Below are 12,240 nucleotides of genomic sequence, written 5' to 3' on the forward strand. Positions count from 1 at the left end.
TCACGTCCTCGTGCTAGCTTTGCGGCGCGGGTGTTACCGAGGCCACCCCCCCCAACCCGGTGCGCCCGGGCGGGGGCGCCGCCACGGGCGCCCCCGACCGTACCGCCGTACCTGCCGACCGCCCCCTCCGCCGCTCTCTCCGTCGCTCCCTCCACCACCCCCGCCGGTCGACCCCGACCGCGCAAGGCCCTGCTGATCGGCGCCGCCGTGGCCGCCGCCGTCATCGCCGCGGCGGGCACGCTCGGCTACCTCACCTGGCACTCCGGTGCGCCGGAAACCGGGCAGGCCGGGCAGGCCGGGCAGAGCGGTCAGACCGGCCCGTCCGCCGTCGCCTCCGGGGTCAGCTGCGCCCCGGCCGGGCAGGCCACGATCGGCGTGGACGGGATGGAGGGCGCCCTCGTCGAGCGGTGGACGGCGGATTTCGGCAAGGCCTGCCCGGGCAACCGGCTCACCTACAAGGGCCCTGCGGTCCCCAGCGCCGACGACCCGTTCAAGACCGCCAACGCGACCCTCCTCGCCGACGGCGGGCTCGACGCCGCCGGATTCGACACCACGCTGACCGACCAGCAGGCGGTCACCTACGGCAAGCACTGCGCCACCGGCCAGGTGTCCCAGCTCCCGGTCACGGTGGCCCCCGTCGCGGTCGTCTTCAACGTGCCCGGGGTCGTCGACCTGGTGCTCGACGCCCCGACGCTCGCCAAGATCTTCCGGAAGCAGATCCAGTCCTGGAACGACCCGGCGATCAGGGCGCTCAACCCGGCCACGGTGCTGCCCGGTTCGCCGATCGACGTCCGGGTCCCGGCCGGGCTGTCCTGGTCCGCCTACGTGTTCTCGCAGTACCTCGGCAAGGCCGCGCCCGCCGACTGGCCGTACGAGGTGGGCGCGGTCTGGGACTCCGAGGCGAAGGCCCGGCCGGGGGCGACCGAGGCGAGCATCCCCGGCGCCGTCGCCGGTGCCCAGGGGTCGATCGGCTTCGTCCCGCTGCGGGACGTCGGGAACCTCCACGCGGCCCGGGTGCGCACCGGTGACTCCGACGCGGCCCCGAGCACCGCGACCGCCGGCACGATGGCCGCGACCGGCACGGCGGAGACCTCGGGCGGCAAGGTGTCGGTCAAGCTCGACTACCAGAAGCCGGTCAAGGGCGGCTATCCGGTGGTCGGCTTCGGCTACCTCGCCTTCTGCGGGAGCGGCGGGAACTCCGCCGTCGTGGCGGGCCTCGCGTCCTACGCGGTCAGCGGCCCGGGCCAGGCGAGCGGCGAGTCGATGAAGTACGGCACGCTGCCCCCGGCAGTCGTCCAGCAGGTGCAGGGGGCACTGGCCGGGCTCCGCGCCCAGTAGCGGCGCCGGAGGCGCGCCCGGTCGGCCACAGCGCCGACCGGGCGCGCGCAACGGATCCGCCGGGGTCGCTACTCCTCGACCCGGACCTTGTCGGCCTGCAAGCCCTTCTGGCCCTGGACGGCCTCGAAGGAGACCTTCTGGCCCTCCACCAGGGACTTGAAGCCGGTCGACTCGATCGCCCGGAAATGCACGAACAGGTCGGGGCCGGACTCCGGGCTGATGAACCCGTAGCCCTTCTCGTCGTTGAACCACTTCACGGTGCCGTTCTGGCGCTCGGCCATGCCTACTCCTCGGGGTCGGGGCGCGGTGCCGTCGCGTGATCCTCTCACGGAGGGCGCGTGAGTCGACACGAAGAGTAGTCGAGCCGCCCTAGGCGTGCCGGGGCCGGAGCGCCGCCGAGGCGGCGACGAGGAGGTCGCGGAGGGCGGTGGCGGCGGGGGAGGGCGCGGCGGGCGTGAGGACGACCTGGTCGGCGGTGGTCGAGGGGCCGGTGAGGGGGATGACGTGCAGCCCCGGAGGCCGGTGGTCGAGGGCGGACTCGACGGTGATGCCGATGCCGGTGCCCGCGGCGACGTGGGCGGCGATGGCGTGGACGCTGTCGGCGGTGCGGATGATGCGCAGGTCGGCTCCGCCGATCCGGAAGGCGGTGAGGAGGCGGTCGCAGAGGCCGCTGTTGATCTGGTGGGGCCAGGTGAGCAGGCCGGTGGTGGAGAGTTCGGCGGTGCTCAACTCGGCGTGCCCGGCCAGAGGATGGGCCTCCGGGACGAGGGCCATGAAGCGCTCGGTGGAGAGCACCCGGGCCCGTACGCCGGTGATGCCGCCGGTGGCCCAGCCGATGCCCAGGCCGATGGTCTCCGCGCGGAGGGCGGCGACCAGGGCGGTGGTCGGCATGGCCTCCGGCACGATCGTCACGTCGGGGAAGCGCTCGCGCAGTTGCGGGAGGCAGCGCAGCAGCAGCTGGTGGCCGGTGTACTCGGCATGGCCGACGACGAGGGTGGTCCCGGTCCGCTCGCCGGCGGCGAGCGCGCGGCCGCGCTGCTGGAACCCGCGCAGCTGGGCGAGGGCGGCATGAGCGTCGGGGAGCAGGGCCGTGCCGAGCTCGGTGAGGGAGACCCGGCGGCTGGTGCGGTCGAACAGTCGGCCGCCGAGGGTGTGTTCCAGGCGCCGGACGGCGTCGCTGACGGTGGGCTGCCCGCGGTGGAGACGGGCGGCGGCGCGGCCGAAGTGCAGCTCCTCGGCGACCGCGACGAATGCTTCCAGTTCGATCCTGTCCACCGTCCCACGGTAGCGCGACCGGCCCGGCGATCGATCGGTGCCACCGATCGCTGCATGCCGGAGTTCGGCGTTGATGCCGGACCGCGCACGGGCTGAGATGGGAGGACAAGCAGCGCAGTCGATCGACGAGAACGGTGAAGAGACATGGCAGTCAACGGTGTTGAGTCCGGCCGGGCAGTGCCGGCGGTCACGGTCGGCGTGGTGTTCCACTCGGTGCACGGCCACACCCGGGTGCTGGCCGAGCACCTCGCCGCCGGCGCCCGGCGGGTGCCGGGCGCGGAGGTGCACCTGGTCGAGATCCGGGCCGAGGACGTCAACGCGGGCCGCTGGCACGACCCGGAGGTGCTGGCCCTGCTGGACCGCTCCGACGCCATCGTGTTCGGCAGTCCGACGCTGATGGGCAGCGTGTCGGCGGTGTTCAAGGCGTTCATGGAGGCCGCGTTCACGCCGTTCGTCACCCAGAGCTGGAAGGACAAGCTGGCCGGCGGGTTCACCATGTCGGCTTCGCAGAGCGGCGACAAGCTCGCCGTGCTGGAGCAACTGGCCGTCTTCGGTGCACAGTTGGGCATGCAGTGGATCGGCGTCGGTGACATGCCGGGCAACAACTGGAGCGGCGGAAGCCGGGACGACGTCAACCGGCTGGGCTCCTGGCTGGGGCTGATGAGCCAGAGCAACGCCGACCAGGGGCCGGAGCACGCCGGGTCGCGCGGGGACCTGGCCACCGCCGAACGGTACGGCGAGCGGATCGCCCGGCTGGCCCAGCGCTGGGTGAACGCGGTGCCGTACGAGACGACGCGGATGACGGAGCACGAGGCCCGTGCGCTGTCGGCGATCCTGCGGGAGGCGGGGGTGGAGGTGTCGGGTGTGCCAGGTGCGTCGGGGGCGCCGAGTGCGCCGGGGGTGCCGGCGGCGGGCTGAGGGGGTGGGCCGAGGGGGTGGGTCGCCGGGGCCCGGGGCTGGCGGCTGGGCGGCTGTTGGGCTCCCGGCGGCGGATCCGATACGGTTGCATCGGAATGTCCCGGGGTGGAGCCCGGAGGCGGGTGGAATCGGGCGGAGTCGGAAGGTGCGTGGCGGATGCCCAAGCAGGTCGACCACGAGGAGCGGCGCCGACGGATCGCCGACGCCGTCTGCGCGCTGATCGACGCCCAGGGCCTGGAAGGCGCGACCCTGCGGGACGTCGCCACCCGCGCCGACGTCTCCATGGGCGCCGTCCAACGCTGCTTCCGCAACAAGGAGGAGATGCTGCGGTTCGCCCTCGGCCACATCGGCGCACGCGTCACCGAACGGGCCCGGGGCCGACTCGTCGCCGGCCCCGCCCAGTCCGCCGCCAGCACGGTCGGCCACGTCGTCGGCGAAGTCGCGCTGCTGCGCGAGGAACACCGCGCCGAGGCCCGGATCTGGCTCGCCTTCCTCGCCGCGGCCGCCGTCAACCCCGCCCTGGCCGCCGACCTGCGGGCCGGCTATACCGACCTGGAGGGGCTGCTCGCCCGACTCGTCGCCGAGGCCGCCCCCGCCCTCGACCCCCGGCGCGAAGCCCGTACGCTGCTCGCCCTCGCCGACGGGCTCACCGGACACGTCCTCATCGGCCACCGGACCACGGCCGAGGCCGAGGAACTGCTGCACGCCCACCTCGCGGGGCTGTGGCGGGAGCGTTAGGCGTCTCCGTCGGCTGGCTCCTGGCTCCGTCGGGCGTCTCCGCCTGGTGTCCCTGCCGGGTATCTCCGTTGCGGGGGTGGGGCTTTGCGGCGAGGATCCTGTTCGTGCCCGACTCCTGGTCCGAACTGACGCCCTATCCGAAGATCCCCGCGAAGGGGCGCCCCGACGCGCCCGGCAGCCGGGAGTGGACGGCGGCGGAGAAGGTCCACGGCGCGCACTTCGCCGTGGTCTGCGAGGGCGACGCCGTACGGGCCGCCAAGCGGCGCGACCTGCTCGGGGACGAGGACCTCGACGCCTTCTTCGGCGTCAGCCGGATCTGGCCCCGACTGCGCGTCGCGGCGGGCCGGTTCGCGGCGGCGGTTCGGGCCGGCCGGGGCGGCGACGCCGTCGTCACCGTGTACGGGGAACTGGCCGGCGGCCGCTACCCCCACCCCGGGGTGCCCGCCGCCCCCGGGGTCGAACCCGTGCAGACGGGCGTCTGGTACGACCCCGGACTGCGCTGGCTGCCCTTCGACGCCACGGTGGAGACCGCCGACGGCCGCTGCTGGCTCGCCGACCGCGAACTCCGCTCCGCCGCCGACGCCGCCGGGCTGAGCTGCGTCCCCCTGCTCGCCCGTGGCCCGCTGAACACCCTCCAGGACCTCCCCGCCGCCTTCCCCAGCCGGGTGCCGGCCCTGTTCGGACTGCCCGAACTCGCCGACAACCTCGCCGAGGGCTACGTCCTCAAGCCCGCCGGCGAATGGCGCGAGTCCGGAGCGGCCCGCCCGGTGCTCAAGGTCAAGCAGAAGGCATTCGCCGAGGACGGGCGCTACGACGGCGCCCGCCCCTACCTCCCCCCGCCTGAGGGTGCCGCCGGCGTCCCCGCCTGGCTGCTGGTCCAGGCCTCCGCCCTGCTCACCCCGGCCCGCGCGGCCGCCGCCGTCAGCAAGCTGGGCCCGCGCACGGCCCCGGACGCGGTCGCGGCCGAGATCGCCCAGGACGTCACCGACGAACTCGCCGAAGCCCTCGGCGGCTTGGAGCCGGCCACCGCGTCGGCACTGCGGGACGTCCTCCGGCCCGCCGCCGATGCCCTGGTCCTCTTCGACGCCCAGGGTCGGGCGCGGCGGTGGGGGCGGGGGCGGTCCTGAACGTACGTCCGTGTGATGCGCGGATGGGACGGACGTCCGTCTCGGACGCGCAATGGGACGGACGTCCGTCCCAGGCTCCCGCTGGGACGTACGTCCGTATCAGACGGCCACGCCGGACACCCGTGTGAAACGCACGTCCGCGTAAAACGCACGTCCGTGTGCCCGCCCGCCGCCGGGGCGCGCGCCGTCCGCTGTGCGCCGGTTCGGCGCTGCGCGAGGGGTTCTCGGGAACGGGCTCTTATTGTACTGTCCGTCTAATAAGGCGGGTGAGCGGGAACCCGCAGGGGCAGGCACCAGGAGGCAGCCATGGCTCTCACCCGGCAGACGCCGGCGGACCGGAACGGCCACACGGCGGCGGAACACGGCCACACGGCGGCCGACGACGACGTCTCGAAGCGGCTGCTGGAGTCGGCCGCCACCCTCTCCTACGACCCGATGACCGAGATCGACTGGGACGCGCCCCTCCCCGAGGAGCACTACGGCCTCAACCCCGAGTGGAGCACCCTCTACGGCACCCGGCTGTGGGACGAGATGACCGAGCAGCAGCGGATCGCGCTCACCCGGCACGAGGTCTGCTCGATCATGAACACCGGCATCTGGTTCGAGATGATCCTCCAGCAGATGGTGCTGCGCGACCAGTACCTCAAGAACCCCGCCAACGCCGAGTTCCAGTTCGCGCTCACCGAGATCGCCGACGAGTGCCGCCACTCCATCATGTTCGCCCGCGCCTGCCAGAAGATGGGCGTCCCCGCCTACCGGCCCAACAAGGTGATCGCCCAGGCCGGGCGCGCCTTCAAGGCCCTCGCCAAGGGCGAACTCGCCTACGGCGGCATCCTGGTGGCCGAGGAGGTGCTGGACGTCATGCAGCGCGACTGGATGCGCGGCGAGAACGTCCTGGAGATCGTCCGCGGCAGCTCCAGGATCCACGTGGTCGAGGAGTCGCGGCACATGAAGTTCGCCCGGCAGGAGATCCGCGAACGGGTGCGCCACGCGGGCCCGGCCCGGCGCCGCGCCTCGGCCACCGGCATCGCGATCGGCGCGTACGTCATCGTCAGCAGCATGGTCCACCCGGGCGTCTACAAGGCCGTCGGGCTGGACGTCGCCCGCGCCCTCGACGAGGTGAAGGGCAACGAGCACCGCAAGGCGATGATGCGCAACAGCTCCCGGCACCTGATGGCCTTCCTCGCCGAGACCGGGCTGATCACCAGCCGTTCGGCGGCGATCTACCGCCGCGTGCACATGCTCTGACGATCCGTCACCCACAGCGAGGACCCACCCCGGCCATGGCCTACGCGATCACCCGGACCTGCTGCAACGACGCCTCGTGCGTGTCCGTCTGCCCGGTCAACTGCATCCACCCGACCCCGGAGGAGCCGGAGTTCGGCACCACCGACATGCTCTACATCGACCCGCAGGCGTGCATCGACTGCGGGGCCTGCGCGGACGCCTGCCCGGTGGACGCGGTGTACCCGGTCGACCGGCTGCGCGGTCCGGACGTCGTCTTCGGCGACCTCAACCGCGACTGGTACCGCGACCACCCCAACGACCACGCCTGGGGCGCGCCCGGCTTCCCGCGCAGCCTGCCGGGCGAACTCGGCACCCTGCGGATCGCCGTGGTCGGCACCGGTCCCTCCGCCGGGTACACCGCCCAGGAACTGCTGCGCTGCACCAGCGCCGAACTGACCATGATCGACCGGCTGCCGGTCACCGGCGGCCTGCTGCGGCACGGCGTCGCCCCTGACCACCAGTCCACCAAGCGGATCGCGGAGAGCTTCGCGAGCGTCTTCCACGACCCCCGGCTGCGGATGCACCTCAACCTGGAGGTCGGCACCGACGTCACCCACGAGGAACTCGCCGCGCACCACCACGCGGTGGTGTACGCGGTGGGCGCGGCCGCCGACCGGAGGCTCGGCGTGCCCGGTGAGGACCTGCCCGGCAGCCTGCCCGCGACCTCCTTCGTCGGCTGGTACAACGCCGACCCGACGGTGCCCGCCGACGCGGTCGAGCTGTCCGCCGAACGGGTCGTGGTGGTCGGCAACGGCAACGTCGCGGTGGACATCGCCCGCATCCTGCTCACCGACCCCGACCGGCTCGCCGTCACCGACATCGCCGACCACGCCCTGGCCGCGCTGCGCCGCAGCCGGGTCCGGGAGGTCGTGCTGCTGGCCCGGCGCGGGCCCGAGCAGGCGGCCTGGAGCGCACCGGAGTTCCTGGCGCTGCGCCGGCTGCCCGGTGTCGAGCTGGTGGTCGAGGACCACCCGCAGGTGCGGGCGGCGATCGAGGCGGCCGCGCCGGACTCGCGGGCCGCGCTGCTGGCGGGCCTGCCGCTGGTGCGCACCGGGGACGAGGGCGGCGAGGGCGGCGAGGGGGCGCGGCCGGGGCCGGGTCGGCGGATCGTGCTGCGCTTCCTGTCGACCCCGGTGGAGCTGGCCGGGGCGGACGGCCGGGTCGCCGGGCTGACGGTCGAGCGGACGCGGCTGACCGGGGACGGCGTGCCCGACGGGACGACGGGGGAGCGCGAGACCCTGCGGACCGGGCTGGTGGTGCGCTCCATCGGGCACCGCGGCGTGCCGCTGCCGGGGCTGCCCTTCGACGAACGGACCGGGACGGTCGCCCGGCGGGGCGGCCGGGTCGTCGACCCGGCCACCGGGCAGGCGCTGTCGGGCGCGTACGTGGTCGGCTGGGCCAAGCGCGGGCCCTCCGGCGGGATCGGGGCCAACCGGGCCTGCGCGCGGGAGACGGTGGACGCGCTGCTGGACGACGCGGTGGCCCGGGTGCTGCCGGAACCCCCGGCGGGGCGGGCGGAGTTCGAACGCCTGGTGCGGCGGCGCCGGCCGGACGCCGTCGGGTTGAAAGAGCTCCGCGCGGTGGACCGCGCGGAGCGCGAGCGCGGTGCGGCGCAGGGACGGCCGCGGGTGAAGCTGGCGACGGTGGCGGAACTGCTGGCGGCGGGCCGGCGACGCTAGGGCCCGTCCTACGGCCTTCCGGAGGGGCCCTGCGCAGGGGGCGGCCCGCTCCGGGAGCCGCCGGTCGGCTCCACGGTCCTGCCGGTCGGCTCCACGGCCGTGCCGGCATCGGAGCCCTCCGGGTAGAACTGCCGTGCCCAGCGCCGGAACAGCCCGATCGAGCGCTCCCCGGGCACCAGTCGCGGCTGCGCCAGGTAGCGCTTGTGGGCGAGCACGGGCCGGTCCTGCTTGATGATCCGGACCGAGGCCTGGAGTGCCAGCCAGGACGCCGCCCGGTCCACGGCCCGCGCCGCGCCGACCCCCGGCACCGGTACGGTGGCGGTCACCGCGAAGCGCACCAGGGTGCGCCAGGGCGCGAGCGGTGTCGGCAGCACCCACACCAGCAACGAGCTGCCCAGGTCGGGGAGTTCGGCCGTCAGCCGCATCATGCCCAGCCCGGCCAGGGTCACCGGCTGGTCCAGGCTCACCGCGCCCAGGCCCGGGAACCGGGTGGTGGTGCGCTGGTGGACGGTGAACAGCGGGCCGTCCGGCTCCGGTGGTGCGCTCTCGCGGGTGTCCAGGCCGTGCAGCACCGCGACGTGCCGGAAGTCGACGCTGTTCTCCATCACCTCCTGCGGGTGGGAGAGCAACTCCCCGCTCCACCAGGCCAGCGGCCGCACCCCGACCGCCGGCGGCAGCTCCCAGGCGGGCGCGGCGCCGTCCGGCCCGTCCTCCGGCCCGTTCCCCGGCCCGCCCCGCCAGACGAACAGCGCGCCGTCCCGCTCGACCAGCCGGCGCCGCGCCAGCTCGCCGCGGAACCGGGTGCCGTCCGGGGAGCCCGTGCAGGAGCCGTCCGGGGCGAAGGCGAAGCCGTGGAACGGGCAGACCAGCTCCTCGCCCCGCACCCGCCCGCCCGTGCCGAAGTGCGCGCCCAGGTGCGGGCAGTGCGGCCCGATCGCGCGCACCGCGCCCCGCCGCGTCCGGTACAGCACCACGTCCTCGCCCATCAGCCGGGCGGTGCGGACCCGGCCGGGCGGCAGGTCGCGGGCGCGGCCCACGCAGAACCAGCCGCTCGGGTACGGCAGCGGGGCGGAGTGCTCGGCCATGGCGGTCACCTCGGTGGCTTGACGGCGGTGTGGACGTACCAGGCGATGTGCTCGCGCACCGCGTACATCTCCACGGTGGAACGGAGGTTGAGCCAGCGCGCCGGGTCGCCGAGGCGGCGCAGCAGCTCCCAGGGCAGCCGGAAGTACGCGTGCACCGCCTCGGTGGTCGGCAGGTAGTAGGGCGTCGCGTCCAGCGACTCCTCGACCTCGAAACCGGCCCCGGCGAGCAGCTGCGGCAGGGTGCCCGCGTGGTAGAGCAGGGCGCCGGTCATCGCCATCGCGTCCAGGTACGGTTCGAGCAAGGCCCGTGCGGGTGCGGGTAATTGGTCCACCGGGCCGGTGCTCATCGGGCCGAGCAGCACCAGCCGCCCGCCCGGGCGGAGCACCCGGTGGAACTCGGCGAGCGCGCGGGCCGGGTGGTAGGAGTGGACGAGCGTCTCCATCGAGTAGGCGCCGTCGAACCCGCCGTCGAATCCGCCGTCGGGGAAGGGGAGTTCGTGGTAGTCGCCCCAGTGGAAGTCGGTCCGGTCGGCCAGCGCGGCGCGGGCGCTCAGCCGGCGGGCCTCGGCGAGGTGGAAGTCCAGGACGTCGACCCCGGTGACCAGCAGCCCGAAGCGGGTCGCCATCGCCCGGGCCACCACCCCGGCCCCGCAGCCCGCGTCCAGCACCCGCGATCCGGCGGGCAGCGCCAGCTTCTGCCCGAGCACGTCCTGGAGTTGGCGCTGGGCCCGCCACAGCCGCCACTTGGACTGGCCGGGCTCGGTCCACCCCCAGTGCCGGGCGTTGCGCGCCACCCGGGTGTAGAACCACCGGCTCCCGGCGCGTCCGTACACCCGGCGCAGCGCGGTGAGATCGAGTTCCTGGGCGACCATGCCGTCACGCTAGCGGCGGGCCCGTCACCCCACCCGGCGGCGCCACGGGCGGTTGCGCCGCCGGGAGGGTTCGTACGGTCGTCGGACGGGCTGATCAGCCGACCAGGGTGGCGCGCAGCCAGGGCACGATCAGCCCCATCGCCTCGCCGAAGCGCGAGATCGCGCAGTGGCCGGTGTCCGGGACGAGTTCGACCCGGGTGTCCCGGCGCCCGGTGAACACCAGGGTGTCGTGCTGGGGGACGTGCACGTCGTCCGCGCCGTTGACCACCAGCATCGGCCCGTTGGCGTCCCGGTCCAGCAGCGGGCGCAGGTCGAAGGCGGCGAACGCGTCCTCGCGGGCCGTCGGGCCCGGCATCGCGTCGAAGCCCAGGGCGTTGCCGACGATGCCGTCCATGCCGAAGGCGAAGCCGCGGCCGCGCGCGAAGGACCGCTCCACCGGCCCGCCGAGCACCACCGCCGCGTCCACGGCGCCGGTCAGGCCGGTGCGGGCCGCGTAGTAGCCGCCCATCGAGATGCCGAAGTGGCCGACCCGGCCGCCGCCGAGGGTACGGGCGAAGGCGATCAGGCCCTCGATCACCTCGGCCCCGCCGTCCGGGGTCATCGGCAGGTGGGCGGTCTCGCCGGTGCCCGCCAGGTCGAACAGCAGCAGCCGCACCGGCAGGGCGAGTGCCAGCTGCTCCCACATGCCGTGCAGGTCGGCCTTCCAGGAGTCCACCCCGCCGCTGGCCAGGAGCACCGGCGCGTCGGCGGGCAGGCCGGGGGCGGCCATCAGGTGGACGGGCAGGGAGGTGGTGCCGCCGCGGTACGGGACGGTGACGGTACGGCGCTCGAACTCCACCGGGAAGCCGGGGGCGGCCAGGACGTACTGCTCGATCTGGCGGGCGAGCGCGGTGCGCTTGGGGGCGTCGGCCAGCGAGGGGAACTTGGCCCAGCCGTACGCCTGGGCGGCCTCCCGGTGCCGTCCGGCGGCGGCGTGCCGGGCGGCCAGGGCGGACCACTCGTGCACCCAGCCGCCGGGCCGGTCGGGCCACATCTCGGTGACGGCGGCGCGCACCGCGTCCACCTCGGCGGCGGGCAGGCCGAGGGTCATCTGGGGGTGGCGCTCGGCGAACAGGTCCTGCGGGTCCAGGGGCCAGGTGAAGGACATGGTGGTGCCTCCCGTGCTGCTGGGTCTCTCGATGTTCCGATTCTTAAGGCCGGAACTCTTGCGTTAGTGACTATGCGCCTGGCGGACCGTAAACGCAAGTACTCCTGCGTTAAGCTGGCCTCCGAGCCGAACGAGGGGACCGCCGCATGACCGAGCAGGAACCGGAACCGGAACCGGAGCCGATCCGCCGCCGCCCCGGCGGGCGGGCCGCCCGGGTGCGCCAGGCCGTCCTGGCCGCGGCCATGGAGGCCCTCGCCGAGGGCGGTCTCGCCCGGCTCGGCATCGCCGACGTCGCCGCCCGCGCCGGGGTCAACGAGACCACCGTGTACCGGCGTTGGGGCAGTCGGGAGAAGCTGGCGCTGGACGCCATGCTGACCGCCAGCGACGAGGGGATCCCCGTCCCCGACACCGGGGCCGTCCGCACCGACCTGGCCGCCTTCGCCCGCGCCCTGGCCGACTACACCGCCACCCCGCTCGGCCGCGCCGTCGTCCACGCGGCCGCGCACAACTCCGACGACCCGGCCCTCGCCGAGTCCTGGCAGGCCTTCTGGCAGACCCGCCTCGACCGGGCCGGCGTCATCGTGCACCGGGCCGTCGAGCGCGGTGAACTCCCGGCCGGCACCGACGCCCGCCTCGCCCTGGAACTGCTCTGCGCCCCGATCCAGACCCGCGCCGTGCTCGGACACCGGCCGGTCGACCCCGACCTGCCGGAACGGCTCGCCGACGCCCTGCTGGACGGGCTGCGCGCGCGGGCCTGACGGGCGGGTCTGACGC

General features: G+C 74.6%; 13 protein-coding genes (1 of these 13 only partly in view). 8 read left to right on the top strand and 5 right to left on the bottom strand.

Annotated features, from left to right (window positions below; all coding sequences use genetic code 11):
- Both ACFXPX_RS22620 and ACFXPX_RS22625 read left to right on the top strand, forming a co-directional pair.
- Nucleotides 1-17, top strand: the final stretch of a protein-coding gene (locus tag ACFXPX_RS22620; RefSeq protein WP_380642938.1) for a serine/threonine-protein kinase. It extends 1,024 nt beyond the left edge of the window; 17 of the gene's 1,041 nt are visible here — the last part of the coding sequence; its start codon lies off the left edge, out of view; its stop codon occupies nucleotides 15-17.
- Nucleotides 18-207: 190 nt separating this feature from the next.
- Entirely contained in the window at nucleotides 208-1,338 is a 1,131-nt protein-coding gene (locus ACFXPX_RS22625; protein ID WP_380642940.1) for a substrate-binding domain-containing protein, read from the top strand.
- 68 nt (nucleotides 1,339-1,406) lie between these two features.
- Here the strand turns inward: ACFXPX_RS22625 and ACFXPX_RS22630 are convergent, their stop codons facing one another.
- The gene (locus ACFXPX_RS22630) at nucleotides 1,407-1,619 is read right to left on the bottom strand and encodes a cold-shock protein (RefSeq protein ID WP_380407577.1); all 213 of its coding nucleotides are present in this window, start codon (nucleotides 1,617-1,619) and stop codon (nucleotides 1,407-1,409) included.
- An 88-nt stretch (nucleotides 1,620-1,707) separates the two neighbouring features.
- Nucleotides 1,708-2,613 carry a LysR family transcriptional regulator gene (locus ACFXPX_RS22635; RefSeq protein WP_380642942.1) on the bottom strand — a complete coding sequence of 302 codons (906 nt, stop codon included), beginning with the start codon at nucleotides 2,611-2,613 and terminating at the stop codon, nucleotides 1,708-1,710.
- A gap of 144 nt (nucleotides 2,614-2,757) precedes the next feature.
- Here ACFXPX_RS22635 and ACFXPX_RS22640 point away from each other — a divergent pair, with 144 nt between their 5' ends.
- The 5 genes from ACFXPX_RS22640 (at nucleotide 2,758) to ACFXPX_RS22660 (ending at nucleotide 8,362) form a co-directional block, all read left to right on the top strand.
- A complete protein-coding gene (locus tag ACFXPX_RS22640) occupies nucleotides 2,758-3,531 on the top strand; it encodes a flavodoxin family protein (RefSeq protein ID WP_380523251.1) in 774 nt (257 codons plus the stop codon).
- 156 nt (nucleotides 3,532-3,687) lie between these two features.
- Nucleotides 3,688-4,269 (top strand): TetR/AcrR family transcriptional regulator, encoded by a 582-nt coding sequence (locus tag ACFXPX_RS22645; RefSeq protein WP_380590414.1) that lies wholly within the window; start codon nucleotides 3,688-3,690, stop codon nucleotides 4,267-4,269.
- A 104-nt stretch (nucleotides 4,270-4,373) separates the two neighbouring features.
- A complete protein-coding gene (locus ACFXPX_RS22650; RefSeq protein WP_380590417.1) occupies nucleotides 4,374-5,396 on the top strand; it encodes an RNA ligase family protein in 1,023 nt (340 codons plus the stop codon).
- Between the two features lie 306 nt (nucleotides 5,397-5,702).
- Entirely contained in the window at nucleotides 5,703-6,644 is a 942-nt protein-coding gene (locus ACFXPX_RS22655) for a diiron oxygenase (protein ID WP_380642944.1), read from the top strand.
- A 35-nt stretch (nucleotides 6,645-6,679) separates the two neighbouring features.
- Nucleotides 6,680-8,362, top strand: coding sequence for a 4Fe-4S binding protein (locus ACFXPX_RS22660; protein ID WP_380642946.1), 1,683 nt, complete (start codon nucleotides 6,680-6,682; stop codon nucleotides 8,360-8,362).
- An 8-nt stretch (nucleotides 8,363-8,370) separates the two neighbouring features.
- On the opposite strand, the gene ACFXPX_RS22665 is transcribed toward ACFXPX_RS22660, so the two are convergent.
- The 3 genes from ACFXPX_RS22665 to ACFXPX_RS22675 all read right to left on the bottom strand — a co-directional run bounded on the left by ACFXPX_RS22665 (nucleotide 8,371) and on the right by ACFXPX_RS22675 (nucleotide 11,466).
- Nucleotides 8,371-9,447 carry an aromatic ring-hydroxylating dioxygenase subunit alpha gene (locus ACFXPX_RS22665; protein ID WP_380642948.1) on the bottom strand — a complete coding sequence of 359 codons (1,077 nt, stop codon included), beginning with the start codon at nucleotides 9,445-9,447 and terminating at the stop codon, nucleotides 8,371-8,373.
- Nucleotides 9,448-9,452: 5 nt separating this feature from the next.
- Nucleotides 9,453-10,319 carry a methyltransferase domain-containing protein gene (locus ACFXPX_RS22670; RefSeq protein WP_380523247.1) on the bottom strand — a complete coding sequence of 289 codons (867 nt, stop codon included), beginning with the start codon at nucleotides 10,317-10,319 and terminating at the stop codon, nucleotides 9,453-9,455.
- A 94-nt stretch (nucleotides 10,320-10,413) separates the two neighbouring features.
- Nucleotides 10,414-11,466 (bottom strand): alpha/beta fold hydrolase, encoded by a 1,053-nt coding sequence (locus ACFXPX_RS22675; protein WP_380590426.1) that lies wholly within the window; start codon nucleotides 11,464-11,466, stop codon nucleotides 10,414-10,416.
- A gap of 146 nt (nucleotides 11,467-11,612) precedes the next feature.
- On the opposite strand from ACFXPX_RS22675, the gene ACFXPX_RS22680 reads away from it, so the two are divergent.
- A complete protein-coding gene (locus ACFXPX_RS22680; protein ID WP_375888211.1) occupies nucleotides 11,613-12,224 on the top strand; it encodes a TetR/AcrR family transcriptional regulator C-terminal ligand-binding domain-containing protein in 612 nt (203 codons plus the stop codon).
- Nucleotides 12,225-12,240: the final 16 nt, after the last annotated feature.

The organism is Kitasatospora sp. NPDC059146, from assembly GCF_042786665.1.
Taxonomy (GTDB): Bacteria; Actinomycetota; Actinomycetes; order Streptomycetales; family Streptomycetaceae; genus Kitasatospora.

Excerpts from the sequence above, each read along its gene's own strand:
- ACFXPX_RS22655 (WP_380642944.1), top strand. The coding sequence starts at position 5,703 with ATGGCTCTCACCCGGCAGACGCCGGCGGACCGGAACGGCCACACGGCG.
- ACFXPX_RS22680 (WP_375888211.1), top strand. The coding sequence starts at position 11,613 with ATGACCGAGCAGGAACCGGAACCGGAACCGGAGCCGATCCGCCGCCGC.
- ACFXPX_RS22645 (WP_380590414.1), top strand. The coding sequence starts at position 3,688 with ATGCCCAAGCAGGTCGACCACGAGGAGCGGCGCCGACGGATCGCCGAC.
- ACFXPX_RS22665 (WP_380642948.1), bottom strand. The coding sequence starts at position 9,447 with ATGGCCGAGCACTCCGCCCCGCTGCCGTACCCGAGCGGCTGGTTCTGC.
- ACFXPX_RS22670 (WP_380523247.1), bottom strand. The coding sequence starts at position 10,319 with ATGGTCGCCCAGGAACTCGATCTCACCGCGCTGCGCCGGGTGTACGGA.
- ACFXPX_RS22660 (WP_380642946.1), top strand. The coding sequence starts at position 6,680 with ATGGCCTACGCGATCACCCGGACCTGCTGCAACGACGCCTCGTGCGTG.
- ACFXPX_RS22675 (WP_380590426.1), bottom strand. The coding sequence starts at position 11,466 with ATGTCCTTCACCTGGCCCCTGGACCCGCAGGACCTGTTCGCCGAGCGC.
- ACFXPX_RS22630 (WP_380407577.1), bottom strand. The coding sequence starts at position 1,619 with ATGGCCGAGCGCCAGAACGGCACCGTGAAGTGGTTCAACGACGAGAAG.
- ACFXPX_RS22640 (WP_380523251.1), top strand. The coding sequence starts at position 2,758 with ATGGCAGTCAACGGTGTTGAGTCCGGCCGGGCAGTGCCGGCGGTCACG.